Annotated in this window: 24 protein-coding genes; 21 read left to right on the forward strand and 3 right to left on the reverse strand. The window is 51.1% G+C overall.

Annotated features, from left to right (window positions below; genetic code table 11):
* Positions 1-122: 122 nt before the first annotated feature.
* From ileS to ispH, 4 genes are all read left to right on the forward strand, one after another.
* Positions 123-2,975: an isoleucine--tRNA ligase gene (gene ileS, locus PSI9734_RS00005; protein WP_173919082.1), complete on the forward strand. Its 2,853-nt coding sequence runs from the start codon at positions 123-125 to the stop codon at positions 2,973-2,975.
* On the forward strand, positions 2,968-3,483 hold the full coding sequence (lspA, locus tag PSI9734_RS00010) for a signal peptidase II (RefSeq protein ID WP_173919083.1): 516 nt from the start codon (positions 2,968-2,970) through the stop codon (positions 3,481-3,483). Before ileS ends, lspA begins: the two co-directional genes overlap by 8 nt.
* Positions 3,483-3,917, forward strand: coding sequence for an FKBP-type peptidyl-prolyl cis-trans isomerase (gene fkpB, locus PSI9734_RS00015; RefSeq protein WP_425500045.1), 435 nt, complete (start codon positions 3,483-3,485; stop codon positions 3,915-3,917). Before lspA ends, fkpB begins: the two co-directional genes overlap by 1 nt.
* A gap of 167 nt (positions 3,918-4,084) precedes the next feature.
* On the forward strand, positions 4,085-5,026 hold the full coding sequence (gene ispH / locus PSI9734_RS00020) for a 4-hydroxy-3-methylbut-2-enyl diphosphate reductase (RefSeq protein WP_173919085.1): 942 nt from the start codon (positions 4,085-4,087) through the stop codon (positions 5,024-5,026).
* Here ispH and PSI9734_RS00025 read toward each other — a convergent pair.
* Positions 5,023-5,409, reverse strand: coding sequence for a type IV pilin protein (locus tag PSI9734_RS00025; RefSeq protein WP_173919086.1), 387 nt, complete (start codon positions 5,407-5,409; stop codon positions 5,023-5,025). The genes ispH and PSI9734_RS00025 overlap by 4 nt on opposite strands.
* 107 nt (positions 5,410-5,516) lie before the next feature.
* On the opposite strand from PSI9734_RS00025, the gene PSI9734_RS00030 reads away from it, so the two are divergent.
* From PSI9734_RS00030 to PSI9734_RS00105, 16 genes are all read left to right on the forward strand, one after another.
* Positions 5,517-6,059 carry a GspH/FimT family pseudopilin gene (locus tag PSI9734_RS00030; protein ID WP_173919087.1) on the forward strand — a complete coding sequence of 181 codons (543 nt, stop codon included), beginning with the start codon at positions 5,517-5,519 and terminating at the stop codon, positions 6,057-6,059.
* Entirely contained in the window at positions 6,053-6,670 is a 618-nt protein-coding gene (locus PSI9734_RS00035) for a prepilin-type N-terminal cleavage/methylation domain-containing protein (RefSeq protein WP_173919088.1), read from the forward strand. The genes PSI9734_RS00030 and PSI9734_RS00035 overlap by 7 nt, the downstream gene beginning before the upstream one ends.
* The gene (locus tag PSI9734_RS00040) at positions 6,660-7,778 is read left to right on the forward strand and encodes a pilus assembly PilX N-terminal domain-containing protein (protein WP_173919089.1); all 1,119 of its coding nucleotides are present in this window, start codon (positions 6,660-6,662) and stop codon (positions 7,776-7,778) included. Before PSI9734_RS00035 ends, PSI9734_RS00040 begins: the two co-directional genes overlap by 11 nt.
* Complete coding sequence (locus PSI9734_RS00045) at positions 7,768-9,723, forward strand: prepilin-type N-terminal cleavage/methylation domain-containing protein (RefSeq protein WP_173919090.1); 1,956 nt, start codon at positions 7,768-7,770, stop codon at positions 9,721-9,723. Before PSI9734_RS00040 ends, PSI9734_RS00045 begins: the two co-directional genes overlap by 11 nt.
* A 72-nt stretch (positions 9,724-9,795) precedes the next feature.
* Positions 9,796-10,428 carry a cytochrome c biogenesis heme-transporting ATPase CcmA gene (gene ccmA / locus PSI9734_RS00050; RefSeq protein ID WP_173919091.1) on the forward strand — a complete coding sequence of 211 codons (633 nt, stop codon included), beginning with the start codon at positions 9,796-9,798 and terminating at the stop codon, positions 10,426-10,428.
* Positions 10,425-11,108 (forward strand): heme exporter protein CcmB, encoded by a 684-nt coding sequence (ccmB, locus tag PSI9734_RS00055; RefSeq protein WP_173919092.1) that lies wholly within the window; start codon positions 10,425-10,427, stop codon positions 11,106-11,108. Before ccmA ends, ccmB begins: the two co-directional genes overlap by 4 nt.
* 1 nt (position 11,109) lies before the next feature.
* Entirely contained in the window at positions 11,110-11,880 is a 771-nt protein-coding gene (locus tag PSI9734_RS00060; RefSeq protein WP_173919093.1) for a heme ABC transporter permease, read from the forward strand.
* Positions 11,880-12,080, forward strand: coding sequence for a heme exporter protein CcmD (gene ccmD / locus PSI9734_RS00065; protein WP_173919094.1), 201 nt, complete (start codon positions 11,880-11,882; stop codon positions 12,078-12,080). Before PSI9734_RS00060 ends, ccmD begins: the two co-directional genes overlap by 1 nt.
* Before the next feature lie 5 nt (positions 12,081-12,085).
* Positions 12,086-12,571, forward strand: coding sequence for a cytochrome c maturation protein CcmE (ccmE, locus tag PSI9734_RS00070; RefSeq protein ID WP_173919095.1), 486 nt, complete (start codon positions 12,086-12,088; stop codon positions 12,569-12,571).
* Entirely contained in the window at positions 12,571-14,526 is a 1,956-nt protein-coding gene (locus PSI9734_RS00075; protein ID WP_173919096.1) for a heme lyase CcmF/NrfE family subunit, read from the forward strand. The genes ccmE and PSI9734_RS00075 overlap by 1 nt, the downstream gene beginning before the upstream one ends.
* Positions 14,523-15,077 carry a DsbE family thiol:disulfide interchange protein gene (locus tag PSI9734_RS00080; RefSeq protein WP_173919097.1) on the forward strand — a complete coding sequence of 185 codons (555 nt, stop codon included), beginning with the start codon at positions 14,523-14,525 and terminating at the stop codon, positions 15,075-15,077. Before PSI9734_RS00075 ends, PSI9734_RS00080 begins: the two co-directional genes overlap by 4 nt.
* Positions 15,077-15,571 (forward strand): cytochrome c-type biogenesis protein, encoded by a 495-nt coding sequence (locus tag PSI9734_RS00085; RefSeq protein WP_173919098.1) that lies wholly within the window; start codon positions 15,077-15,079, stop codon positions 15,569-15,571. The genes PSI9734_RS00080 and PSI9734_RS00085 overlap by 1 nt, the downstream gene beginning before the upstream one ends.
* A complete protein-coding gene (gene ccmI / locus PSI9734_RS00090) occupies positions 15,568-16,803 on the forward strand; it encodes a c-type cytochrome biogenesis protein CcmI (RefSeq protein WP_173919099.1) in 1,236 nt (411 codons plus the stop codon). Before PSI9734_RS00085 ends, ccmI begins: the two co-directional genes overlap by 4 nt.
* Before the next feature lie 13 nt (positions 16,804-16,816).
* Entirely contained in the window at positions 16,817-17,566 is a 750-nt protein-coding gene (locus tag PSI9734_RS00095; RefSeq protein WP_173919100.1) for an MlaA family lipoprotein, read from the forward strand.
* A gap of 35 nt (positions 17,567-17,601) precedes the next feature.
* Entirely contained in the window at positions 17,602-18,486 is an 885-nt protein-coding gene (gene galU, locus PSI9734_RS00100) for a UTP--glucose-1-phosphate uridylyltransferase GalU (RefSeq protein ID WP_173919101.1), read from the forward strand.
* 179 nt (positions 18,487-18,665) lie between these two features.
* A complete protein-coding gene (locus PSI9734_RS00105; protein ID WP_173919102.1) occupies positions 18,666-20,216 on the forward strand; it encodes a peptide MFS transporter in 1,551 nt (516 codons plus the stop codon).
* Positions 20,217-20,299: 83 nt separating this feature from the next.
* Here PSI9734_RS00105 and cmoB read toward each other — a convergent pair whose 3' ends face one another.
* Both cmoB and cmoA read right to left on the reverse strand, forming a co-directional pair.
* The gene (gene cmoB / locus PSI9734_RS00110; RefSeq protein WP_173919103.1) at positions 20,300-21,271 is read right to left on the reverse strand and encodes a tRNA 5-methoxyuridine(34)/uridine 5-oxyacetic acid(34) synthase CmoB; all 972 of its coding nucleotides are present in this window, start codon (positions 21,269-21,271) and stop codon (positions 20,300-20,302) included.
* 326 nt (positions 21,272-21,597) lie between these two features.
* Complete coding sequence (gene cmoA / locus PSI9734_RS00115) at positions 21,598-22,335, reverse strand: carboxy-S-adenosyl-L-methionine synthase CmoA (protein WP_173919104.1); 738 nt, start codon at positions 22,333-22,335, stop codon at positions 21,598-21,600.
* Between the two features lie 171 nt (positions 22,336-22,506).
* Here cmoA and aspS point away from each other — a divergent pair, with 171 nt between their 5' ends.
* Positions 22,507-24,279 carry an aspartate--tRNA ligase gene (aspS, locus tag PSI9734_RS00120; RefSeq protein WP_173919105.1) on the forward strand — a complete coding sequence of 591 codons (1,773 nt, stop codon included), beginning with the start codon at positions 22,507-22,509 and terminating at the stop codon, positions 24,277-24,279.
* Positions 24,280-24,291: the final 12 nt, after the last annotated feature.

Below are 24,291 nucleotides of genomic sequence, written 5' to 3' on the forward strand. Positions count from 1 at the left end.
CGAACATCGAACATCGAACATCGAACATCGAACATCGAACATCGAACATCGAACATCGAACATCGAACATCGAACATCGAACATCGAACATCGAACATCAGTCCCCATAAAGGAAGCAAATAATGACCGACTACAAACACACGCTGAACTTGCCGGAAACGCAGTTTCCGATGCGTGGTAATCTCGCAAATCGCGAGCCGCAAATGCTGAAACAGTGGTATGCCGATGATTTGTACGGCAAGATTCGAATTGCGAAAGCGGGTCAGCCGGTCTTTATTTTGCACGATGGACCTCCGTATGCGAATGGTCAGATTCATATTGGCCATGCGGTGAATAAAATTCTTAAAGATGTGATTGTGAAGGCGAAAACCTTGAGCGGTTTTGACGCGCCTTATGTGCCGGGTTGGGACTGTCATGGTTTGCCGATTGAATTACAGGTCGAGAAAAAGCATGGCAAGCCGGGTAAAAAGCTTTCGATTGCTGAGTTCCGTGAAAAGTGTCGCAGTTATGCGATGGGACAGGTTGAACAGCAGCGTGAAGAATTTAAACGCTTAGGGGTGTTCGGTGATTGGGACAATCCTTACCTGACCATGAACCCGCAGCAAGAAGCAGACAGTATTCGGGCGCTGGGCAAAATTATTGCCAACGGTCACATGCAACAAGGTTTCAAACCTGTGCATTGGTGTACAGACTGCGGCTCGGCGTTGGCCGAGGCGGAAGTTGAGTATCAGGATAAGCGTTCACCGGCTATTGATGTGAGTTTTGTTGCGGTCGATCAGGCGCAACTGGTGGCAGCTTTTGATCATCCTGCCGACCACGCCGGCGAAGGTGAGGTCAGTGTGGTGATTTGGACCACCACGCCTTGGACGATTCCAGCTAACCGTGCGATTTCGTTACACCCTTCGTTGGAGTATGCCTTGGTTCAGGTGGAAGCGACGGCAGAGCGCCCGGCGCAGCGGTTGGTGATGGCCGACGAGCTGGTCACATCGGCGATGGAGCGCTGGGGCATTGATGACTATCACAAATTAGGTTTTGCCAAAGGTGAAGCTTTGGAGTTGATGAAACTCCACCATCCATTGTTTAGTGACATTCAGGTGCCTTTGGTTTTGGGCGAGCACGTAACCACTGAATCGGGTACGGGCTGTGTGCATACGGCGCCAGGTCACGGTGTGGACGACTTTTTAGTTGGCCAGCGCTACGGCATTGAGGTGTATAACCCGGTGGCCGACAATGGGGTGTATAAAGACGATACGCCGATGTTTGCCGGTCAACATGTGATGAAGGCTAACGCCAATATCGTTGATGCGCTGCAAGAGGCAGGGCGCTTGGTTCACCACGAAGCTTATAACCACTCTTATCCGCATTGCTGGCGCCATAAAACGCCGATTATTTTCCGCGCGACGCCCCAGTGGTTTATCAGCATGGACAAGCAAGGTTTACGAGCCAAGGCGTTAGAGCAAATTAAACAGGTTCGTTGGGTGCCTGAATGGGGCCAAAGCCGTATTGAAAGTATGGTGGATGGTCGTCCCGATTGGTGTATTTCACGGCAGCGTACTTGGGGTAACCCGATTGCGGTGTTTGTGCGTCGCGATAACGACGAATTGCACCCTCGTACCTTAGAGTTACTCGAAGAAGTGGCGAAACGAGTCGAAAAAGACGGTGTGCAAGCTTGGTTTGATCTCGATGCGGAAGAACTGCTCGGTGATGAAGCCGGTGACTACCGTAAAGTCACCGACACTCTTGATGTTTGGTTTGACTCGGGCGTAACCCACGAAGCGGTGTTGAATAAAACCCCGGGCTTGCAGTGGCCGGCTGATCTTTACTTAGAAGGTTCAGACCAACACCGAGGCTGGTTCCAGTCGTCGTTGTTAACCGGTGTGGCGATGTATCAACAAGCGCCGTACCGTCAAGTGTTGACCCATGGTTTTACCGTTGACGGGCAGGGCCGTAAAATGTCCAAGTCGATTGGTAACGTAGTGGCGCCGCAAGAAGTAATGAACAAGCTTGGCGGTGATATTTTACGTTTGTGGGTGGCCGGTACCGATTACTCTGGCGAAATGACTGTTTCCGACGAGATCTTAAAACGTTCGGCGGACAGCTACCGCCGTATCCGTAATACGTCGCGCTTCTTGTTAGCGAATATCAATGCTTTTGATCCGACGCAGCACTGTGTCGACGTGCAGCAAATGGTGGCCATGGACCGTTGGATTGTGGCGCGTGCCGTAGCCTTGCAAAAAGAGCTACTGCAAGCTTACGACGATTATCAATTCCATGTGGTGGTGCAAAAACTGATGCACTTCTGCTCTATCGAGTTGGGTAGTTTCTATCTTGATGTGATCAAAGACCGTCAATACACCGCCCAGCGCGACAGTGTTGCTCAGCGCTCTTGTCAGACCGCTTTGTATCATATTGCCGAAATGCTAGTGCGTTGGTTGGCACCAATTTGTAGCTTTACGGCCCAAGAAATCTGGACCGCATTGCCAGCGCAAAACACCGCTGGGCAACAACGCAGTGAGTATGTGTTTACCGAAGCTTGGTATAACGATGCCGACCACATTACCGTCAGCGACGCTGACAACACTTTCTGGCAGCAACTGCTGGATGTGCGTGATGCGGTTAACCGTGCCTTGGAACAAGCGCGCCGTGATGAAGTCATCGGTGGTTCGTTACAGGCCGAGGTAACCTTGTATGCTGGGCCTGAGCTAGCTCACAAGCTGAACAGTTTGGCCGACGAACTGCGGTTCGTGCTGTTAACTTCAGCCGCTGTGGTCGACTCCATAGACGCAGCACCGGAAGACGCCGTCGCCACAACTATCGATGGGTTAGCGGTAAAAGTTGCGAAAACAAGCTATCAGAAGTGCGATCGTTGCTGGCATCATCGCCCTGAGGTTGGCACCATCGAGGCGCATCCAAGTTTGTGCCAACGTTGTGTCACTAATATCGACGGAGCAGGTGAGGAGCGTCATTTTGCCTAAGGCTAAAGCTGATTTTCAAAAGCGCTTAAGCGGACTGCAGTATTTGTGGTTGTCGCTCGTGCTGATTATTATTGATCAGGTAACAAAGCAATGGGTTCTCGATGCTTTCGACTTATATGAAAGCATTGAGATTATGCCGTATCTAAACTTCACCTATGTACAAAACTTCGGTGCCGCATTTAGCTTCTTGAGTGATCAAGGGGGCTGGCAGCGTTGGTTGTTCACCGGTCTAGCTATCGCCGTGAGTGTTATCTTGCTGGTTTGGCTACGTCGTAACCCCGTCAACATGTGGCGCCAGAATCTGGCGTTTTCGCTGATCCTCGCCGGTGCCGTCGGCAACGTTGTTGATCGCCTGATACATGGTTTTGTCATCGATTTTATTGATGTGTATGTTGATAACTGGCATTGGCCAGCCTTTAATGTGGCCGATATGGCGATTACCATAGGCGCAGTTTTAATGTTATTAGAAGCCTTTTTTGAGCAGCGCCAGGAGCAACAGCAGTCATGATTAGTCGTTTACCTATTGAGCATGGTCGCGAAGTTATTCTTCACTTTACCATTAAGTTGGCCGATGACTCGGTGGCTGATAGCACCAAAATGTCGGGCAAACCGGCCAAGTTCCGCGTCGGCGATGGCTCGCTTACTGAAAACTTCGAAGCCTGCCTGGTCGGCCTTAAAGCCGGTGATGATCGTGAGTTCGAGCTCGCCCCGGAAGATGCTTTTGGCATGCCGAACAAAGACAACTATTATCAAGTAGAGACACAGAAATTCGCGGAACGTCCCGAAGAAGGTCAAATTTTTACCTTCCCACAACCCGATGGCACTGAGCTACCGGGTATTGTGCGTTCGATTAACGAGCAGTTCGTGACGATTGATTTTAATCACCCGCTAGCAGGCCAGCGGGTACGTTTCGCCGTCGAAATTATAGAGGTGAATCCGTAAAAGCAGATGTTAGATGTTAGATGTTAGATGTTTGACAAAGATCTTTCCGTATCAAACATCGCGGTACCGCTCTTAGGCCGTTATCAAACATCGTCTTTAAGCTTTTATGTTGTTATCGAACATCGAACATCGAACATCGAACATCGATTTTCGTCTTTGGAGTTAATATGCAAATCTTGCTAGCTAATCCTCGTGGTTTTTGCGCCGGTGTCGACCGTGCAATTACTATCGTTGAACGAGCATTGGAAATTTTTGAGCCACCCATTTATGTGCGCCACGAAGTGGTGCATAACAAGTATGTGGTGGACTCGCTGCGTGAGGCTGGCGCGGTATTTGTCGATGAACTCGAAGAAGTGCCCGACGATAGCATCGTGATTTTTTCGGCGCATGGGGTATCGCAAGCGGTACGCCAAGAGGCGAAGAGTCGTGGGCTGAAAGTGTTTGATGCGACCTGCCCATTGGTGACCAAGGTGCATATGGAAGTTACTCGCGCAAGTCGTAAGGGGCATGAGTGTGTGCTGATTGGCCATGCGGGCCACCCGGAAGTTGAAGGCACGATGGGGCAGTATTCAAATGCCGACGGCGGTATTTACTTGCTTGAGTCGGTAGACGATGTTGCCAAGCTCGAGGTGAAAGACCCTAGTCAGTTGCATTATATGAGCCAAACCACACTGTCGGTTGACGATACAGCGGATGTGATTGAAGCCCTACGTGAGCGCTTTCCTCAAGTGCAAGGGCCGCGCAAGGATGACATTTGTTACGCGACGCAAAACCGTCAAGACGCGGTACGCGAGCTAGCCGACGAAGTCGACTTGCTGCTCGTGGTTGGTGCGCGCAATAGCTCAAATTCAAACCGTCTACGCGAGCTTTCTGAAAAAATGGGCACCACAGCCTTTCTTATCGACGATGCGAGTTGTATTGATCAAAGCTGGCTAGAGAATGTTGAACGTGTCGGTGTTACTGCGGGAGCTTCTGCGCCTGAAGTGTTGGTCAAAAATGTGATCGAGCAGCTGCAGCAGTGGGGCGGTGAAACCGTCGATGAACGCAGCGGCCGCGAAGAAAATATTACCTTCTCGATTCCACCTGAGCTAAGAGTTGTGGAGCTTTAACGCTGCCAACAAGCGGCCGGTGTTTTTTGGTCGTTGTGATTAATTGAAATGGCGGTACAGCCGGTGTCATTGGTTTGGCCGCCCGTCGCTGTGGCGGTCAAAGTGTAGGTCTCAGCGCCGACATTTGATGCTGAAAAGGTATAGTAGTCGCTACTTGCTCCTGCCCCTAATGTGGCAAGATCAGCGTAACTGGTATTCTTCAGACGATACTCTTCTTCTGCCATTTGCAGGGTCAACAATTGCGCCATGGCATCTGCTCGGCGAGCCTCGCGTACGTAGTCAACGAAATTCGGATAGGCGATCGCAGCAATGATACCAATGATCGCTATCACCACCATTAGTTCAATCAAGGTCATGCCTGACTGTTTTAATTTTGCTTGCATTTGCGTGCCTTGTCGTCAAAGATGAATTTTTAAACTACACTGTAGTTAATTAACCTATCTTTAATAGATACGCTATTTTTGGCAATTACGCAATGTGCGGACAGCTTATGAAACGATCAGCGACCCCTCGTCGTGGTTTTACCCTACTGGAGTTACTTGTCACTTTGGTGATTCTCTCCATTATTCTTGGCGCCGGGGTGCCGATGATGCTTAACCTTGCCAAATCAATGCGGCTGCAAGGTGCGGCGCAAGACACTTATGCCCTGTTGCAGTATGCCCGTTCGGATGCGTTACGTACCACCGAAGACCGTTTTGTGGTGTGGGACGAAGAAGACGGTGTTTGGTGTGCTGCCGTGGCAACGGCAAATGATTGTGACTGTTTATCGGAAGATTGCAGTATAAATAACGTACTGCGCCAAATTAACAGTAGCGACTATACTAATATTAGCGTGAATGCGGCGTTTGCCGCTGGCACCTACACTCGATTCGACGGCATGCGTGGCCTAGCCGAGGGGCATGCAGGTAGCGCTCGTTACCAACTGATGGACGACGACAGTGTGGAAGCCGAAGTACGGGTGGTGGTCAGTGTGTTAGGGCGCATTCGTTACTGTACGCAGTCCGGTGATATTGGGGATTATCCAGCATGTTAAAACGACAGCAGCAAGGTCTTTCTTTAGTTGAGCTGATGATTACCATCACGCTCGGCTTGCTGTTAATGGCGGCATTGACGGCGGTATTTGCCAATACCCTTGGAGTGAATTCAAGAAGCTTAAAGTTAAGTCAGTTGCAAGAAGAGTCTACTGCGGTGATGGACTTGATCGTCGGTGACTTGCGGCGCACCGGCTATCGGGCCGATGCGGCCGAATTGATTTACGACCCAGCGAACGCCAGTACGGCGTTTAATGGCACTATCGTGATCTCCAATCACAGTAGTGAAGAGCTCAATAGCTGCGTTATGTTCAGCTATGACGCCGACGCCGATGGTGTGCATGATGGCAACCCAGAAAACTTCGGCTATCGAGTATTTGAAGGGCGCATTCAGCGCCGACAAAGCTCAGCGTTGTGTGATGCTGGAGGCTGGCAGAACCTCACAAGCAACGACATGATTGAAGTGACCGACTTAGATTTTGCACTGACAGAGCAGATGCTGGGATTAGTGAATGAACAGCGCGTCAGTGTCACGTTAGCGGTGGCGATGCCGTCGGATAGCGAAATTACTCGCGAATTAACAACAGAAGTGATCATTCGTAATGCGTTTTAGTCAACGGACCACGAACAGCGGATTTGCAACGGTAACACTGACGGTGTTGCTGCTAGCCATTATTATTCTGGTGACTTTGTATACCGCGAAGTTTAAGGCGCAAGAGCAGCGCATTATGCGCAACCACATGGCCATGATGGAGGCTCGCACGGTGGCTGATGCCGCCCTTGAGCAAACCATTATGGAAATTGATAAAGATCGAAACAATTTAGATCGCACCATAACAGGTACGATTGATGGCGCAAACTATACGGCGACCTTAACCAGCACCAATTATGTCGGTACTGCACGCGGCAGTGTGGATATCGTTGATGTCCAGGTGGTGGCCAATTCAGCGGATGGTTCGGCGACGCAGCGAGCTGCGATAGAGCTGATGGTGTCGTCGTTGATTCGTAGCGGGCCGACGATTCCACTGGCGATTCGTGGCGGCGTGAATGTCTCAGGTAGTTTCCAAATTGTGGCGAACGCCAATGGTGGTGGCGACGGTGTGCCCCTTTCGATTTGGAGCAAAGATGATGTCGACATTAATGGTAACGGTACCACTTGTGGTCAATGGGAGTTTGAGAACGGCGTATGTAGCTCACAAACGTTGAGTGAGCGGGGCGATCATGGCATTGATATTCTTGATGCAGATCCTAATTTTCCCGGCGACTTACTCGACTATTTGTTTGGCATTCCAGAGGACAACTGGGAAGACCTGCGCGCCATGGCAAACTATGAATTTGATAACTGTAACTCACTAGGGCCAACCACCACTGGGTTGATCTGGATTAATGGTGACTGCGATACGCCCAACGGCGATATCGGTACGCCCACGGAGCCAGCCTTGATTGTCGTGCATGATGGCGATTTCAAGATGAATGGTAACGTGACCCTGTACGGCATGATTTTTCAGTTTGTAACGCCGGGACAAGCGTCACCACCGCAATACAGTATTACCTTAAATGGTGGTGCTTTTGTTGAGGGCTCAATACTAGCGAGTCAATCACCCAAGTTGTCTAATGGTAATTTAACCATTCGCTATAATTCAGATGTTCTTGAAAGAATCGAAACCAACGATGAGTTCCGCCGAGTGCATCGTGTAGGGGGAAGCTGGCATGATTTCTAATCGTAGAGCTCGAGGTTTTACCTTTGTTGAGGTGCTAGTTGCGTTGGTTATTATAGCGATTGGCGTGGCAGGCTTAGTAAGCTTACAGCGGATGTTTATTCAATCATCGACGCGAGCGACCGAGCGCACCGCTGCCATGGAAATGGCGCAAGCGAAAATCGAAGAATTACGTTTTACTACTTATGCCGATTTGGCCGCGGGTAGTGATACTGAAAGCCGTGATGGTAAGTCGTACGCGTTGGCCTGGACGAAAACCGATCAGTACCTAGCTGCAGGTAACTGGGTGACCGCGAGCAGCCCAAGCGCGCCTGATCCATTGCCTTCTGAACCCGATGCCAAGGCGATTGCCGTGACGGTGAGTTGGACGGAACGCGCGGGAGCCAGTGAATCATTAACTTTAGAAGCTTGGTTTAATAGTATTGCCGGTCGTGATGGTGGCTTAGTGGTTACCGTGCCAAGTCCACAGCAGCGTCCTAGTGTGACCTACAATCCGGGGGCGGCGCCAGAAGTTATTGCAATTCGGTTAACTGATGACGATTCGGCTGAAACATATAAAGTTAAAGAAACCACTAAACCGACGCCGCAGGTACAATCAGTCGGTGATCGGTTGCAAGTTACTTTCGATACAGTTACCTATGACGAAGCCAGCCAGACGCAACGGATTGAAGACTTTGTAACGGTAAGTTGCGCTTGTAGCTTTGTAGGCTTAGGTGATGAAGGCAAAACGCCCGCGCGTTTAATTCTCGAAGATCAGAGTTTAGTGCTTGACCCTAATGGCTCGGTGAATACGCGAAAAATGGTCGGTGAGCCTGCGGATTCGAACCAACCCGAACTTTGCACTTTGTGCTGCCGCGACCACCACGACAACAGCGAAATGTATCAGGCACAAAATGTTTATCGCCAAGAGAAACTTGATTTAAGAGAGCCAAGTGGTAACCACCGGCACTTCACTAATGTGAATGGTGTGCTAACCAAAGCCGATAGTCTTGGTGATGTGTACGAAGAGTCCTGTCGGATGCGTCGAGTCAATGGCTATTACGTCACGTATCCCGATTGGAGTATCAAAGCAGTGAATGTCATGAGCTCTGAATACTTAGTAAATTCGGGCTCTAGCGGCGTATATACCGATTATGTAAGAGATACAATACGCGCATTGATTTTGGACAATGATTTGCCTACACCGCCAACGGGTCGCGATATTGAAGTGGTACCTGGCGCTTATCAAATGATCGGGCGAGCTATATACCTCGACGCCATGACCACAGAACATGAAAATACAGTCAAAACGGCTCTTCAAAATGGTGAAGACGACTGGCTGTCAAAAGTACCCTTTTATGAAGTGAATCTTACGTTGTTAGGTGAATGGGACTCGTCGGCACCAAGCGTTGCAACGGTAACGAGTGAACCCATTGAAACCATTGTCGACCCGGAAAACAATTATTACGGAACCTATAGTCGAGGTCGACTGCAGACCGCAAGCGGCGGCACCACCACTGTGGGTATCGAAGTGGGTGCAGGGAACGCAAGTATTTTAGGTAATGGCGCTATTCACGTGACAGATAATGGGGTGACGTACACAAGCTCACTTGATGCCACCGTTATTGCTGAAGACAGCGATGACGTCGAATTGTATTCGATTACCGGCGAAATCAATTGCTTGTTTTATAAAGTTAGAGGCAAAAACGCAAGTTGGGAAGCCTGTAAATCAAACGATTTTCGCGATGTTACCATCACCAGCTCAAACCCCAATATTAGTTGTTCGATTTCGACCATCGGCAATACCAACACCACGGGGTATTCTTGTGACGGTATCCGTGCCGGCAGCAGTGTAAGCATTAGTTTTGGCAGTAGCGAACCGAACACCACGACTTTTGACCCTGCAAGCTTCATAGAGGAGTCAATAAGCGAGAACGTGACGCAAAACACGGAAATGCGCATAAACTGATCCTTTACCCAGGTAAGTTATGCTACTATCGAGGCAAATTTAAAGTTGCTTCGGTAGTCGTGCTTATTCATCATGTCGACCCTTCTAACAGTTAAACAGCTTGTTTCGCAGCGTGCTGGGCGCACGTTGTTTGCCGATCTTTCATTCGATTTGCAGCGTGGTGATGTGCTGCATATTGAAGGCGTGAATGGCGCTGGCAAATCAACTTTGCTGCGTGCGTTAGTCGGTTTGGTGCAACTACAAGCTGGCGACATCCGCTACTTTCCTGAGTCGGCTCTTCCCACCGATGCCAATGATTGGCGCCAACAGGTGTTGTTCTTAGGTCACAAGCCAGGCGTGAAAGCAGAGCTGACCGCCCTTGAAAATGTTTCCTTACAAGCGCAACTGAGTGGTGTTGAATCCATTGAACCATGGCAACTGCTAGCCACTGTGGGCTTACTGGGCTTAGAAGACTTACCCGCCGGGCAACTTTCGGCAGGCCAACAGCGGCGTATTGCATTAACCCGCCTTTGGTATAGTCAGGCGCCCTTATGGATTCTAGACGAACCTTTTACTGCCTTAGATACCGACGGTATCGAGCTATTGCAGCAACGTTTTGCTGAACATACAGCAGCGGGAGGCGCTATTATTCTTACTTCACATCAACCGCTAACCTGGCAGCCAACACGCCTGCAACGCTTACGTATTACTGGAGGCGACGAATGAATTCGGCCTCAAATTGGCAAGCGTTCAGGGCCGTGATGCGGCGCGACTTAATGGTGGTGATGCGCCGCCGTAGCGATATTCTGAACCCTCTGTTGTTTATTTTGATGGTGGTGAGCTTGTTTCCGCTCGCGGTTGGGCCAGGGCCCGATATTCTAGGGCGTATCGCTGCCGGGGTGATCTGGGTGGCGGCGCTGCTGTCGGCACTGCTAGGTTCAGAGCGTTTGTTTCGCGATGACTTTCTCGATGGTAGCTTAGAGCAATTGACGCTACTACCGCAGCCGCTGGCGCTGTTAGCTGCTGCTAAAGTGGTGGTACATTGGTTGCTGAGTGGTCTGCCGTTAGTGATCCTCGCGCCGCTTTGCGCATTATTATTAAAGCTACCTTTACAGGCGTGGCCGACGTTAGTGGCAACACTTGTTGTAGGTACCCCAATTTTGAGTGCGGTAACGGCCATAGGTGCCGCGTTAACGGTGAGCTTGGGGCGCGGCGGTGCGCTATTGAGCCTATTATTACTGCCGCTATTCATCCCGTTATTGATTTTTGCCAGTGGTGCTGTTGAAGCCAGTTTGGTGGGTACAGCTGCGTGGCCGCAAGTGTTATTATTGGGCGGCTTGAGTCTATTAACCTTACTGCTTGCCCCATTTGCGGTGGCAGCGGCAATACGAGTGAGTGTGAATTAACATGTGGCGCTGGTTACATCCTTACGCAAAACCCGAAACTGTTTATCACCTGCTAGGGCGCTGGCTACCTTGGGTTGCTGGCACAGCGACCTTGATGTTAGCCGCGGGCATGGTTTGGGGGCTGGCGTTTGCGCCGGCAGACTACCAGCAAGGTGACAGTTACCGCATTATTTTTGTGCATGTGCCAACCGCCATGCTGTCGATGAGTCTATATGTTGGGCTGGCGCTATCGGCGCTGATCGGCCGAGTTTGGCAGTTGAAAATGGCCGATTGGGCACTTTCCGCCATTGCGCCCGTTGGCTTGACGTTTACCTTTATATCGCTGGTTACCGGCGCCATTTGGGGTAAGCCCATGTGGGGCACATGGTGGGAATGGGATGCACGCTTAACCTCCCAACTCATTTTACTGTTTCTTTATATTGGCGTACTCGCGCTCTATCATGCCTTTAGTGATAATCGCAGTGGTGCAAAAGCAGCGGGTATTCTAGCCATGGTTGGGGTCATTAATATCCCCATTATTCGTTACTCGGTGGAATGGTGGAACACCTTGCATCAAGGCTCAACTTTGACGGTTTTTGAGCGCCCGCCAATGGCAAATAGCATGTTAGTACCGCTGTTGGTGTCGATACTTGGCTTTTCTTTATTGGCGGCGAGTTTGATCTTTCAGCGTATGCGCAATGAAATTTTACGCCAAGAGTTACGGCGCCCTTGGGTGAAACAAGAACTGGCGGAGCTTGCAACGCAGCAGCCGGCAATGAAGGAGCAAAGCTAATGGCATTTGAAAGTTGGCAAGCCTTTATTGAGATGGGCGGCTATGGATTTTATGTGTGGTTGGCTTTTGGTATTAGTTTTGCTGCGATTGCCGTGCTGGTGATCAATGGCTTTGGTGCGCGCGTAAAACTGCAGCGTGAGTTCATTAAGCAGCAGCAACGGCAACAGCGTCTAGCGCAGCGGAAAAAAGAGGTATCCTAGTGGCTATGAATCCCCGACGAAAAAAACGTTTAACCTGGGCACTTGGCTTGATTGCTGGGGTGGCCGTTGCATTCAGTATTATTTTGTATGCGCTATCGCAAAACATTGACCTTTTTTATACGCCCAGCGAAGTTGTTGAAGGTAAAGGCAACGACTTAGTGAAGCCGCAAGTAGGCCAACGGTTACGCATTGGTGGCATGGTGGTGGAAGGCTCGGTGAAACGCGACCCGGACACCTTAGAAGTCGAGTTTATGGTCACCGATATTGGCCCTGAAGTGAAAGTATTGTATACCGGCATTTTGCCTGACCTGTTCCGTGAAGGACAGGGAATCGTTGCCCAAGGTGTGATGGTTGAACCGCGAGTGCTTAAAGCCACCGAAGTGCTGGCCAAGCACGATGAAGAATACATGCCACCCGAACTGGCAGAGCAGATGAAAGGTATTAAACACGTCAACCCGAACCAGCCTGATGCGTTCGAAGGAAGCCAATAATGATTGCCGAAGTCGGACAATTTTCACTGGCGCTAGCCTTAGCTTTTTCATTGGTGCTGGCCGTTTACCCAATGTGGGGCGCACATAAAGGTCATAGCGGCGCAATGCTGTTGGCGCGCCCCTTAGCTTACGGTCAGTTCTTGTTTACCGCGATTGCTTATGCGGCACTCACCTGGGCCTTTGTGGTGAACGATTTCAGTGTTGCTTATGTGGCAGCAAACTCGAATACGCAATTGCCGTTAGCCTATCGCATCACTGCGGTGTGGGGCTCTCATGAAGGCTCCTTTTTGCTATGGATGTTAATGCAGGCGGGCTGGATTGCCGCCGTGGCCATGTTCTCACGACGCATGCCGGTGACGATGATGGCGCGGGTGTTGGCGATTCTTGGTTTGATTAGCGTTGGCTTTTATTTATTTATGCTCAGCGTATCGAATCCGTTCGACCGCTTGATACCGTGGATTCCGGTGGATGGCCGCGACCTCAACCCATTATTGCAAGACCCCGGTATGATCATTCATCCGCCGTTGCTTTATATGGGGTATGTTGGTTTTTCTGTGGCCTTCGCCTTTGCTATCGCCGCCTTGATCACTGGCAAGCTTGACGCCGCGTGGGCACGCTGGTCGCGCCCTTGGGCAACCGCTGCCTGGGCTTTCTTAACCTTAGGTATTGCACTTGGCAGTTGGTGGGCCTATTACGAACTTGGCTGGGGCGGCTGGTGGTTCTGGGACCCCGTTGAAAACGCTAGTTTTATGCCGTGGCTGGTGGGCACAGCGCTCATCCATTCGTTAGCGGTGACGGAGAAACGCGGGGCGTTTAAATCGTGGACCGTGCTACTTGCTATTTCGGCCTTCAGCTTAAGCTTGCTGGGTACTTTTTTGGTACGTTCAGGCGTTATTGTGTCGGTGCACGCGTTTGCCACAGACCCCGCGCGCGGGCTATTTATCCTCGGCTTACTTGGCGTGGTGATTGGCGGCTCGCTCGTGCTGTTCGCGTTGCGCGGCGGAGTGGTGAATAGTCACACCAAATATGAAGGCGTGTCGCGCGAGGTGATGCTGCTAGGCAACAACATCTTATTGATGGCGGCAACCTTAGTGGTGCTGCTGGGTACCTTGTTGCCATTGGTGCATAAAGAATTAGGGCTGGGTTCTATTTCCATCGGGGTACCCTTTTTCAATCAAATGTTTACCTGGTTGATTGTGCCATTTGTGGTGCTCATGGGCCTAGGGCCACTCTTCCGCTGGCGCAGGCAGAACTTGCAGCCACTACGCAACAGTTTAGTGTTAGCGCTGGTGTTAGCTGTTGGCTTGGGTTACTTGTTGCCCGCGGTGATGGCCGAACAGATTCATGCCATGGCCGTACTTGGCTTGATTATGGCATTGTGGATCACGCTCAGCTTGGTGACCGAACTGCGCTTGCGAGTGCAGCAACGCAAACAAGGTTTAGCAGGCTTGACCAAGTTAGGTCGCAGCCATTGGGGAATGGTACTTGGCCATCTTGGCTTTGCCATTACCTTGATCGGTATTGGTGCAGTGTCACAATACGAGATTGAACGCGATGTACGCCTAGCCCCCGGTGAGAGTGTCGTGGTGCAGGGGTATCGTTTCCAGTTTGATGTGTTAAGCCAACAACAAGGGCCGAATTATATTACCGACCATGCGGAGTTTTCTGTCTACTCAGGTGAGCGCAAAATAACCGACTTAGTGACCGAGAAGCGTTTTTATACGGTACAGCGGATGAGTATGACCGAGGTTGGTTTAGACGCGGGCTTTACCCGTGATCTCTATGTCGCGCTGGGTGAGCCGCTAGAGAACAGCGATGCCTGGGCGATTCGTATTTACATTAAGCCGTTCATACGCTGGATTTGGCTAGGCGCGCTGTTTATGGCCCTAGGGGGCTTACTCGCGATCACCGATAAACGTTACCGCGCCTTTAAAAAAGCAGGAGGCCGTCAATGACGAAGCCTTGGCGTTTGGCAATCTTATTACTGCCGCTGCTGGCGTTTATTGTCTTGGTTGGCTTTCTGCTGCGCGGCTTATTTTCTGACCCAACGGAACTCAGTTCGGCGTTGGTGGGCAAACCTGTACCGCAGTTCAGTGTGCCTGATCTCTATGACCCCGAACAGCGCTATACGCAACAGGTGCTTAGTGGTAAGCCGATGCTACTTAACGTGTGGGCAACTTGGTGCCCTACCTGCCGCGCCGAGCATGCGTACCTGAATCAATTGGCGGCCGACGGGGTGCCGATTGTGGGCTTGAATTACAAAGACGATTCGCGTGAGAAAGCGGTGCGTTGGCTCAATACTTTAGGGGACCCTTACCAGCTTAATTTATTTGATGCTAAAGGCACGGTGGCCCTAGAGTTTGGTGTGTACGGCGCACCGGAAACCTTTTTAATAGACGCCCAAGGGCGCATCCGTTACCGCCATGTGGGGGATGTGAACGAGCGCGTGTGGCAGGGTGAACTTGGCCAACGCTATCGCGCGCTGGCTGCAGAAGGAGAAAACTAATGCGCAGTTTTTGCACGACGTTATTTCTCGCGCTGTCGTTACTGGTCGCTTTGAGCCCAGCTGCGCCTGCCGCGTATGCTGAAGACATCGAGGTTTATAGCTTTGATGAGCCTGCCAAAGAGGCGATTTTTCAAGAGTTAATTACCGAATTGCGCTGCCCGAAATGCCAAAATCAAAGCATTGCTGACTCGGACGCTGACCTGGCACGCGACTTACGTGACCGCACCTATTTGATGGTAAAGAGCGGTGCTTCAAAGCAAGAAGTCATCGATTACATGGTGGCCCGCTATGGCGACTTTGTGCACTACCAGCCACCGATGACCGTGGCGACCAGTATTCTCTGGTGGGGGCCGATTGCCGTGTTAGCCGGCGGTGCCTTAGTTATTTTAGTGCGCGTACGTACTCAGCGCCGTGGTGAAGTGGAGCTCACCGACAGCGAGCGAGCGCGGCTTGCAGAGCTGCGTAAAGCCCAACAAAAGGACACTGACCAATGACCTGGATGATAGTCACTAGCATGGTGGTGCTGGCGCTTTTGGCGTTGGTACTGGTGGTGGTGTTTGGGGTCCGCCAAAGTGCCCAGCGCCGCAGTCGTTTAGATGTAAACCGCGAACTTTATGAGCAGCGTCGGCAAGAACTCGCCCAAGAGCATGCCGATGGGTTACTGACCGACCAGGCGCTGACAGGTGCCGAGCAAGAGCTCGATAAACGCTTTGTTAGCGAGAATAACGAGTTGGAAAAACTGGAAGAGCAAGCGGTCGGTCGCGGCATCTGGTTACCCGCGATTATTATTGTGGTGTTGGCGGTGGTTGGTTATACCTTGTTTGGTAGTTGGCAGCAACAGCACTACGCGGAGCAAGCACGAAAGGCGTTACCTGGCCTCGCCGAGAAGGTGATCACAGAGCAACAAACCTCACCGACTCAGGAAGAGTTAGAGCTTTTTGCGTTAGGTTTACGCCAACGGCTTCATGAAGACGGTGGTGATGCGCTGGCGTGGATGCTTTATGCCCGCGCCGCGGCGGCATTGCAACAGTACGAGCAAGCCATCGAAGCTTATGAGCGGGCGTATCAGATGGACAGTGAGCGCAGCGGTATTTTGCTGGGCTATGCACAGCTGCTGATTAATGTTGGTGGTGCTGAGCAGTTACAGCGCGCCGGTCGATTGCTGGGACAATTACTAGCACTGGACCCGCAGAACATCGATGCATTGTCATTAACTGGGGCGGTGGCCTATCAGCGGGGCGACTGGCAACAAGCCGTTCAAGCTTGGAGCGTGCTATTGCGGGTGATGCCCGAAGATGATCCGCGCTATGCGGCTGTCGAGAATGCTTTAACCGATGCCCAGCAAAAATTAGCGGGTACTGAGCGCCAGTTGGTGGTGACCGTTCAGTTGGCTGAAGAATTACGACAGCAACTACCGGCAAATGCCACCTTATTCGTTTTTGCCAAAGCCGCAAATGGTGCGCCGATGCCGGCGGCAGTGGTGCGGCAGCCGGTGTCAGAGTTTCCTATCGACGTGCGGTTATCAGACGCCAATGCAATGTTAGCCGATTATAAGCTAAGCCAATTGAACCAATGGCAGGTTGAAGCACGTATCTCTTCTGACGACCGTATTGAAATAAGTGCTGGAGACTTGGGAGCAGACGCCATAACCGTTGCTGCTGATGCTAACGTAGAAGTTACGCTAACCATTGACCAAGTGCTTACACCAGCAGCTGAACAAGATTAAAAGGAGCGACCTTTTGAAAGCTTATGTAGTACCGCTATTGATTTTTGTGCTTGGGCTTAGTGGCTGCGCGACCGCACCAGACGATACCTATGCCAACCCGCGTGACCCTTTTGAAGAGGTAAACCGTGATGTTTGGGATTTTAACGAAGCCTTGGACGAAAACGTACTTTGGCCAGTGGCCCGCACCTATGGAAAGATTCCGCAGCCGGTGCGTACCGGTATTTTGAATGCCGCCGAAAATCTTGGTGAGCCGTCGTACCTAGTGAACAACACCTTGCAAGGTAAATTCAAAGATGCCGGCGTGACGTTTTGGCGCTTTTTAATTAATAGCACGGTGGGTGTGTTGGGTATTTTTGATGTGGCGACGCCGATGGGTTTGAGCGTGCGTGAAGAAGGCTTCGGTGAAACTTTGGCGAGCTGGGGTGTGGCCGATGGCCCCTACCTGATGCTGCCGGCCATGGGCCCAACGGTACCTGTCGATCGTGGTGGGGATGTGGTCGATGGCCTCTACTTTCCTCTTGACGACCTGAACACCCCAATAAGCATTGCCCGCTTTACGGTCAAAGCATTAGAAATGCGGATTCGCTTGCAAGAACAACAAGCGCTCATGGAGAACTCTTTAGACCCCTATAGTTTCGTGCGCGAGGCGTACTTTCAAAACTGGCGTGATAAAGTGCACGACGGTAATCCACCTGTCGAGACCAGTGAAGATGAAGGTTTAGAAGATCTAGGCGATGATTTTTATGATCAATTTGACGACTAACAACGCTCAACAACCCTAAACAAGGAATCGATGACATGGTAAAAAAAGTAGTCATCCCCGTTGCCGGACTAGGTACACGGATGTTACCCGCGACCAAGGCTATCCCGAAAGAGATGCTGCCCTTAGTGGACCGCCCGCTGATTCAACTTATCGTAGAAGAATGTGCGGCTGCAGGCCTGACCGATATTATTTTGGTGACGCACTCGAGTAAAAACTCGATTGAAAACCATTTCGATACCAGTTTTGAGCTGGAAACCACCTTAGAACAACGGGTGAAGCGCCAGTTGTTAGCTGAAGTACAGGCCATTACGCCACCGGGCGTGACCATTATGCATGTGCGCCAAGGCGTGGCAAAAGGCTTAGGACATGCCGTACTTTGCGCGCGACCACTGATTGACGACCAGCCCTTTGCGGTCGTGCTACCCGATGTGTTGGTCGACGCCGCGAGTTGCGATATGCAGCGCGACAACTTAGCCGAAATGGTACGTAACTTCACTGACACCGGTGCGGCGCAAGTCATGGTTGAAAAAGTGCCGCGCGAACGCGTTGATCAATATGGTATCGCCGACATTAAAGGTGTTGAGCTGGCACCTGGTGAGCAAGCCCCCATCGAAAAACTCGTTGAGAAACCTGCCGTGGCGAGTGCCCCGTCGGATCTCGCCGTGGTTGGCCGCTATGTGTTCCCAGCAGCGCTTTGGACCTTGCTTGAACGCACTCCTGTAGGGGCCGGGAACGAAATCCAATTGACCGACGCGATGGACATGCTGCTTGACCAACAAGCCGTGAATGCTTACTACATGAAGGGTCGCAGCAACGACTGCGGCAACAAACTTGGCTATGCCCAAGCCTTCGTTGAACACGCCCTGCGCCACCCCGAATTCGGCCCCGCTATGCGCACCTGGCTCAAAACCCAACTCTAACCCAGAGGGGGCAGCCCCTACATTGTAAAGATTTAGGGGGGGCAGCCCTTACATTGTAAGGGCTGCCCCCCCTGTTATTTTTGCAGTTTGTCGTTTTCTATTTCCTTTTGCGTGCGAAATCGGTAGGGTATTACGGTTTTGGAACGCTTATAACAACAAACAGTGAAGGCAAATAGGGTATGGAACCTAAGAAGACACAACAACAGGACAATGGTTTTTTCGGTCAGCCGGCTGGCTTACAAACCTTGTTCTTTACGGAAATGTGGGAGCGCATGAGTTACTACGGCATGCGCGCGCTATTAGTGCTATTTATGACCGCTGCGATTCAAGAGGGCGGTTTGGGAATGACGGTCGCGGTTGCTACGGCGATTTACGGTTTGTATACCGGTGCGGTCTACTTCATGGGCTTGCCAGGTGGTTGGATTGCTGACCGCTTGATTGGTGGTCAACGGGCAACATGGTATGGCGGTATCGTCATCATGTGTGGTCACATTGTACTTGCGATACCATCCAACACTTCGTTTTTCTTGGGCTTGATACTAGTGGTACTAGGTACCGGTATGTTGAAGCCAAATATCAGTGCCTTGGTCGGCCAACTTTATGATGATGGTGACGACCGCCGTGATGCGGGTTATACCCTGTATTACATGGGTATCAACATCGGTTCACTGATTGGTTACCTAGTCACTGGTTACTTAATGGAAAATGTCGGTTGGCACTGGGCCTTTGGTGCCGCTGCGGTGGGCATGGCCTTTGGCTTACTGCAGTATCGCGCGACCCTACCTAAGCTAGGTAAAGTTGGCGTTGATGCACCTAAACCGTTGTCACCGCAAGGTCAACGGTTGAGCTGGGCGGTGATCGTTCTGTTTTTAGTGGCGCTAGGCACGGTTTTTGTGGCTACTACAACGGGCGCGATGACGATTGACCCAGTCGCGATTGCACAATACGTCGCACTTGCTGCAACCATCGTGTTCTTCGTTTACTACCTGAGCATTTTTATATTTGGTAATTTAACCAAAAATGAAGCCAAACGTTTGGGTGCGTTGTTCTTGGTGTGTATTGCCTCGATTTGTTTCTGGGCTGGGTTCGAGCAAGCGGGTTCATCACTGAATCTATTTGCGCGCGACTTAACTGACCGTATGGTAGGTTCGTTCGAAATTCCAACGGCTTGGTTCCAGATGCTCAACTCTGGTTTCTTGATTGCCTTGTCGCCGTTTTTTGCGGCGCTATGGGTGAACTTAACCAAGAAAATGATTAACCCTTCGTATGGCTTCAAAAGCGCGCTGGGCTTGATCATTATGGCAAGTGGTTTCATCGTAATGTTCTGGGCCTCTCAGGCTGCTGCATCGGGTATGAAAGTATCACCGAACTGGTTGGTTGCGGTGTACTTCTTACACACGGTTGGTGAGCTGTGCTTAAGCCCAGTTGCGTTGAGTGCAGTAAGCAAACTTGCGCCGCGCCGTATGGCGGGTCAGATGATGGGTATTTTCGTACTTACCTACTCAATTGGTAGCCTGATGGCCGGTCTGATTGCCGGTAACCTTGACCCTGAAAACGTATCAACGATGCCAGACATGTACATGCAGATCACGCTGTTCGGTATCGGTGTGGGTGTGGTGGTCTTCTTCATTGCGCTGAAAACGCGTAAATGGGAAGAGCTTGCAGGTCAACCTGATCCAGAGCACGTGGCGATTAATGCCAACGAGCCAATGGACAAACCTAAACTGTAAGCAGCAGAGCATACGCTTGCTAAAACTGAAAGAACCGGGCACTAAGCCCGGTTCTTTGTTTTTGGCATCAACGAAAAACGCGACTACGCCTGGGCAATAATTACCGCGCGCCGCGGTGCTGGGTAGCCTTCGATGGTTTTGCTGGCATCGTTAGGGTCAAGAAAGTCGCTTAACGACTGCCCAGTCATCCAGTCGGTTGCACGTTGCTCAGTCACTTCCGTGACCGATTCGTCGACCACCTTAGCCTGTTTAAAGCCACAACGTTCGAGCCAGTGCAGTAGCGCAAGGGTGCTTGGAATAAACCATACATTGCGCATTTTGGCGTAGGTTTGCCCCGGCACCAACACGGTGTCTACGTCGCCCTCTACGACCAAGGTTTCGAGCACTAAGCGTCCGTCTTTGCTTAGCTGCGCCTTGAGCTGGGTGAGAAAGTCGATGGGCGAGCGGCGGTGATAGAGCACACCCATGCTGAACACCGTATCGAAGGCCTGCAGTTCGGGCAGGTCTTCAACGCCTAGGGGGAACCAATGTGCACGCGCCTGCAAGGCTGTGGGCATAAAATGGCGAATGGCAAGGAACTGCGCCATGAACAGCTGCCCTGGGTCGACGCCCCACACTTGTTCGGCACCGCTTTCAAGCATGCGCCACAGGTGATAACCACTGCCACAACCGACATCGAGGACTTGCTGGCCACTAAGATCGCCGATATGAGGTGCGACCCGCTGCCATTTGTAATCAGAGCGCCATTCGGTGTCAATGTTCACGCCATGCAGTTCAAAGGGACCTTTACGCCATGGCGTAAGCTGTTGCAACAGGCCCCGAATACGGTTTTGTTGGCCTTCTTCGACCTTGGTTGCGCGCACCGTTACTGTATCGCCCAAGCTCACTTCCTCGGCCGGTAACGCTGGCAACTGTTCGACACATTTAAGCCATTTGCGTAGCTCGCCGTGCTGTCGTGCTTGGTTCCAGTGTTGCAACTGGGCTGGCAGTTGATTGAGCCAGTGGTGTAGGGGAGATTGCGCGACGGCAATCAAGTCATCTTTGAATAAATTCATATAAACCTTTAAAGCAAGAGCGATGTTTGATGTTCGCTGTTCGATGTTAGTTGAGATAAAAGAGCGATGTTAGCTATTGGCTGTTTGATGTTAGTTGAGATAAAAGAGCGATGTTAGCTATTGGCTGTTTGATGTTAGTTGAGATAAAAGAGCGATGTTAGCTATTGGCTGTTTGATGTTAGTTGAGATAAAAGAGCGATGTTAGCTATTGGCTGTTTGATGTTAGTTGAAAATAAGAGCGCTCTTATCCTTTTCAAACATCAAACAGCGAACATCAAACAGCGCTCTTATCCTTTTCGAACATCAAATAGCTAACATCGTTTGTGTTATTTAATCGCCAGTAGGGCGGTGAAATTGTAGCACTGGAACCACACCTGTACCGCTGAAAAGCCAACGTTGCGTAGGCGCTGTTGATGGGTTTCTAAGGTGTCGATACGCATCACATTTTCAATGGCGGCGCGTTTTTGGCTGATCTCGAGTTCGCTGTAGCCGTTGGCACGTTTGAACTCATGATGTAGGTTTACTAACACTTCGTCTAGGGCCGGGTCGGCGGCTTTAAATTTCTCGGCGAGCAACATCACGCCACCGGGCTTGAGGCCGTCATAGATACGCTGTAATAAGGCTTGGCGTTGGTCCTGCGGAATAAATTGCAGGGTGAAGTTCATGGTCACCACTGAGGCGTTGGCAATAGCGAGTTCGCGAATGTCGGCACAAACCACATCCACCGGAACGTCGCTACGATAACCGTCAAGGTGCAGGCGGCAACGCTCGATCATGGCGTTTGAGTTGTCGGCGGCGGTAATGCGCACGTCATTCACCGCAGAGAGATTCTGGCGCATGGCTAAGGTGGCTGCGCCTAGTGAACAGCCTAAGTCGTAGATAGTGCTATGAGGCTGTGCGAATTTTTGCGTTAACTGACCGATGCCTTGCAAAATACTTTGATAGCCAGGTACCGAGCGGTTGATCATGTCGGGGAAAACCTCGACCACATTTTGGTCAAACACAAAGTCACTCACCTGGGTGAGGGGCTCAGCGAAAATCGCATCTTTCTTACTTTGGTGCACGGCCGGTCCTCAATTTGGTCGTTCTAGCGTTCAATGGGCATAGTTTAGCGCATGGCGTACCTAAACTTCATTTTTTTCTTTGCTTGAATTCCGCTTGTGCTACTGACAATCGCTGCCAGTCCGTTATAATGTTGCGCTTTGTAAAATTTAATCTGTGGTAGGGACAAACCCATGCGTAGCCATTATTGTGGACAGCTTGAAACAAGTCTGGTCGATCAGCAGGTAACTCTGTGTGGTTGGGTCAACAAACGCCGTGACCTTGGTGGTCTGATTTTTATCGACATGCGCGACCGTACAGGTCTGGTGCAGGTTGTATTTGACCCTGATCAAGCGGCCCTGTTCGATACTGCCAATAAGTTGCGTCAAGAGTTCTGTATTCGCCTACAAGGCACTGTGCGCGCACGTCCAGAAAGCCAGGTTAATGACACCATGGCGACCGGTGCGGTTGAAGTGATGGCCGATGAGCTTGAAATTCTAAGCCGCTCAGAAGCCTTACCTATCGATTTTAATCAGCACGTGAGCGAAGAAGCGCGACTACGCTTCCGCTATCTTGATTTGCGTCGCCCCGCGATGAACCATAACCTACAATTCCGTGCCCGGGTGACCAGTGCCGTTCGTCGCTTTATGGACGACGCCGGATTTATGGATATTGAAACGCCTATGCTGACGCGAGCAACCCCAGAAGGTGCGCGTGACTACCTCGTGCCAAGCCGCACGCATAAGGGTAAATTTTTTGCCTTGCCACAGTCGCCGCAGCTATTTAAACAGTTGTTGATGATGTCGGGCTTTGATCGCTACTACCAAATTGTGAAGTGCTTCCGTGATGAAGACTTGCGCGCTGATCGTCAGCCAGAATTTACCCAGATCGATATCGAAACCTCGTTTATGAGCGCCGACCAAGTGATGGATGTCACGGAACAAATGGTGCGTAAGCTATTTAATGAGCTGTTGACCATCGATTTAGGCGACTTCCCGCGCATGAGCTGGCATGAAGCCATGGCCCGTTTCGGTAGCGATAAGCCTGATTTACGTAACCCACTTGAACTGGTGGATGTCGCTGATTTATTGAAGGACGTCGAATTTAAAGTCTTTGCGGGGCCGGCCAATGATCCTAAAGGTCGTGTTGCGGCATTGAAAGTACCCGGCAAAGCCGCTGATATTTCGCGTAAAGCAATTGACGACTATACCAAGTTCGTTGGAATCTACGGTGCCAAAGGGTTGGCCTGGATGAAGGTAAATGACCTCAGCGCCGGTCGTGAAGGTATGCAGTCGCCAGTATTGAAGTTTATACCTGATGCTGCACTTGAAGGTATTTTAGCGCGCACGGAAGCCGCCGATGGCGATATCATCTTCTTTGGTGCTGACGATGCCAACGTGGTGGCCGAAGCGATTGGCGCGCTGCGTTTGAAAGTGGGTGAAGAGCATGGCTTTGTGAGCGATGAGTGGCGTCCGCTATGGGTGGTCGACTTCCCAATGTTCGAAGAGCACGATGGCGACCTACACGCGATTCATCACCCGTTCACAGCACCGGTAGGGGTTACTCCAGAACAGCTAAAAGCTGACCCTGCGAACACCTTATCGAATGCCTACGACATGGTATTGAATGGCGTTGAAGTAGGTGGCGGCTCGGTACGTATCCACGACAATGCGATGCAGCAAGCGGTGTTTGAGATCCTTGGTATTGCCAAAGATGAAGCGCAAGAGAAATTCGGCTTCTTGCTCGAAGCCTTAAAGTACGGCACTCCGCCGCACGCCGGTTTGGCCTTTGGACTTGACCGTTTGGTGATGCTAATGGTCGGCGCAAGCTCGATTCGTGAAGTGATTGCGTTCCCGAAAACGACCACCGCCGCCTGTGTGTTGACCGATGCGCCTGGCGTAGCTAACCCAGATGCCTTGCACGACTTAGGTGTAGCCGTTAGGGTAGCAGAGGACACCAACGACTAAAGAGGGATGCAC

The organism is Pseudidiomarina piscicola (assembly GCF_902806985.1).
GTDB lineage: Bacteria > Pseudomonadota > Gammaproteobacteria > Enterobacterales > Alteromonadaceae > Pseudidiomarina > Pseudidiomarina piscicola.

Coding starts and splice junctions, on each gene's coding strand:
- ileS (WP_173919082.1), top strand. CDS start 123: ATGACCGACTACAAACACACGCTGAACTTGCCGGAAACGCAGTTTCCG.
- ispH (WP_173919085.1), top strand. CDS start 4,085: ATGCAAATCTTGCTAGCTAATCCTCGTGGTTTTTGCGCCGGTGTCGAC.
- PSI9734_RS00025 (WP_173919086.1), bottom strand. CDS start 5,409: ATGCAAGCAAAATTAAAACAGTCAGGCATGACCTTGATTGAACTAATG.
- PSI9734_RS00030 (WP_173919087.1), top strand. CDS start 5,517: ATGAAACGATCAGCGACCCCTCGTCGTGGTTTTACCCTACTGGAGTTA.
- PSI9734_RS00035 (WP_173919088.1), top strand. CDS start 6,053: ATGTTAAAACGACAGCAGCAAGGTCTTTCTTTAGTTGAGCTGATGATT.
- PSI9734_RS00040 (WP_173919089.1), top strand. CDS start 6,660: ATGCGTTTTAGTCAACGGACCACGAACAGCGGATTTGCAACGGTAACA.
- PSI9734_RS00045 (WP_173919090.1), top strand. CDS start 7,768: ATGATTTCTAATCGTAGAGCTCGAGGTTTTACCTTTGTTGAGGTGCTA.
- ccmA (WP_173919091.1), top strand. CDS start 9,796: ATGTCGACCCTTCTAACAGTTAAACAGCTTGTTTCGCAGCGTGCTGGG.
- ccmB (WP_173919092.1), top strand. CDS start 10,425: ATGAATTCGGCCTCAAATTGGCAAGCGTTCAGGGCCGTGATGCGGCGC.
- PSI9734_RS00060 (WP_173919093.1), top strand. CDS start 11,110: ATGTGGCGCTGGTTACATCCTTACGCAAAACCCGAAACTGTTTATCAC.
- ccmD (WP_173919094.1), top strand. CDS start 11,880: ATGGCATTTGAAAGTTGGCAAGCCTTTATTGAGATGGGCGGCTATGGA.
- ccmE (WP_173919095.1), top strand. CDS start 12,086: ATGAATCCCCGACGAAAAAAACGTTTAACCTGGGCACTTGGCTTGATT.
- PSI9734_RS00075 (WP_173919096.1), top strand. CDS start 12,571: ATGATTGCCGAAGTCGGACAATTTTCACTGGCGCTAGCCTTAGCTTTT.
- PSI9734_RS00080 (WP_173919097.1), top strand. CDS start 14,523: ATGACGAAGCCTTGGCGTTTGGCAATCTTATTACTGCCGCTGCTGGCG.
- PSI9734_RS00085 (WP_173919098.1), top strand. CDS start 15,077: ATGCGCAGTTTTTGCACGACGTTATTTCTCGCGCTGTCGTTACTGGTC.
- ccmI (WP_173919099.1), top strand. CDS start 15,568: ATGACCTGGATGATAGTCACTAGCATGGTGGTGCTGGCGCTTTTGGCG.
- galU (WP_173919101.1), top strand. CDS start 17,602: ATGGTAAAAAAAGTAGTCATCCCCGTTGCCGGACTAGGTACACGGATG.
- PSI9734_RS00105 (WP_173919102.1), top strand. CDS start 18,666: ATGGAACCTAAGAAGACACAACAACAGGACAATGGTTTTTTCGGTCAG.
- cmoB (WP_173919103.1), bottom strand. CDS start 21,271: ATGAATTTATTCAAAGATGACTTGATTGCCGTCGCGCAATCTCCCCTA.
- aspS (WP_173919105.1), top strand. CDS start 22,507: ATGCGTAGCCATTATTGTGGACAGCTTGAAACAAGTCTGGTCGATCAG.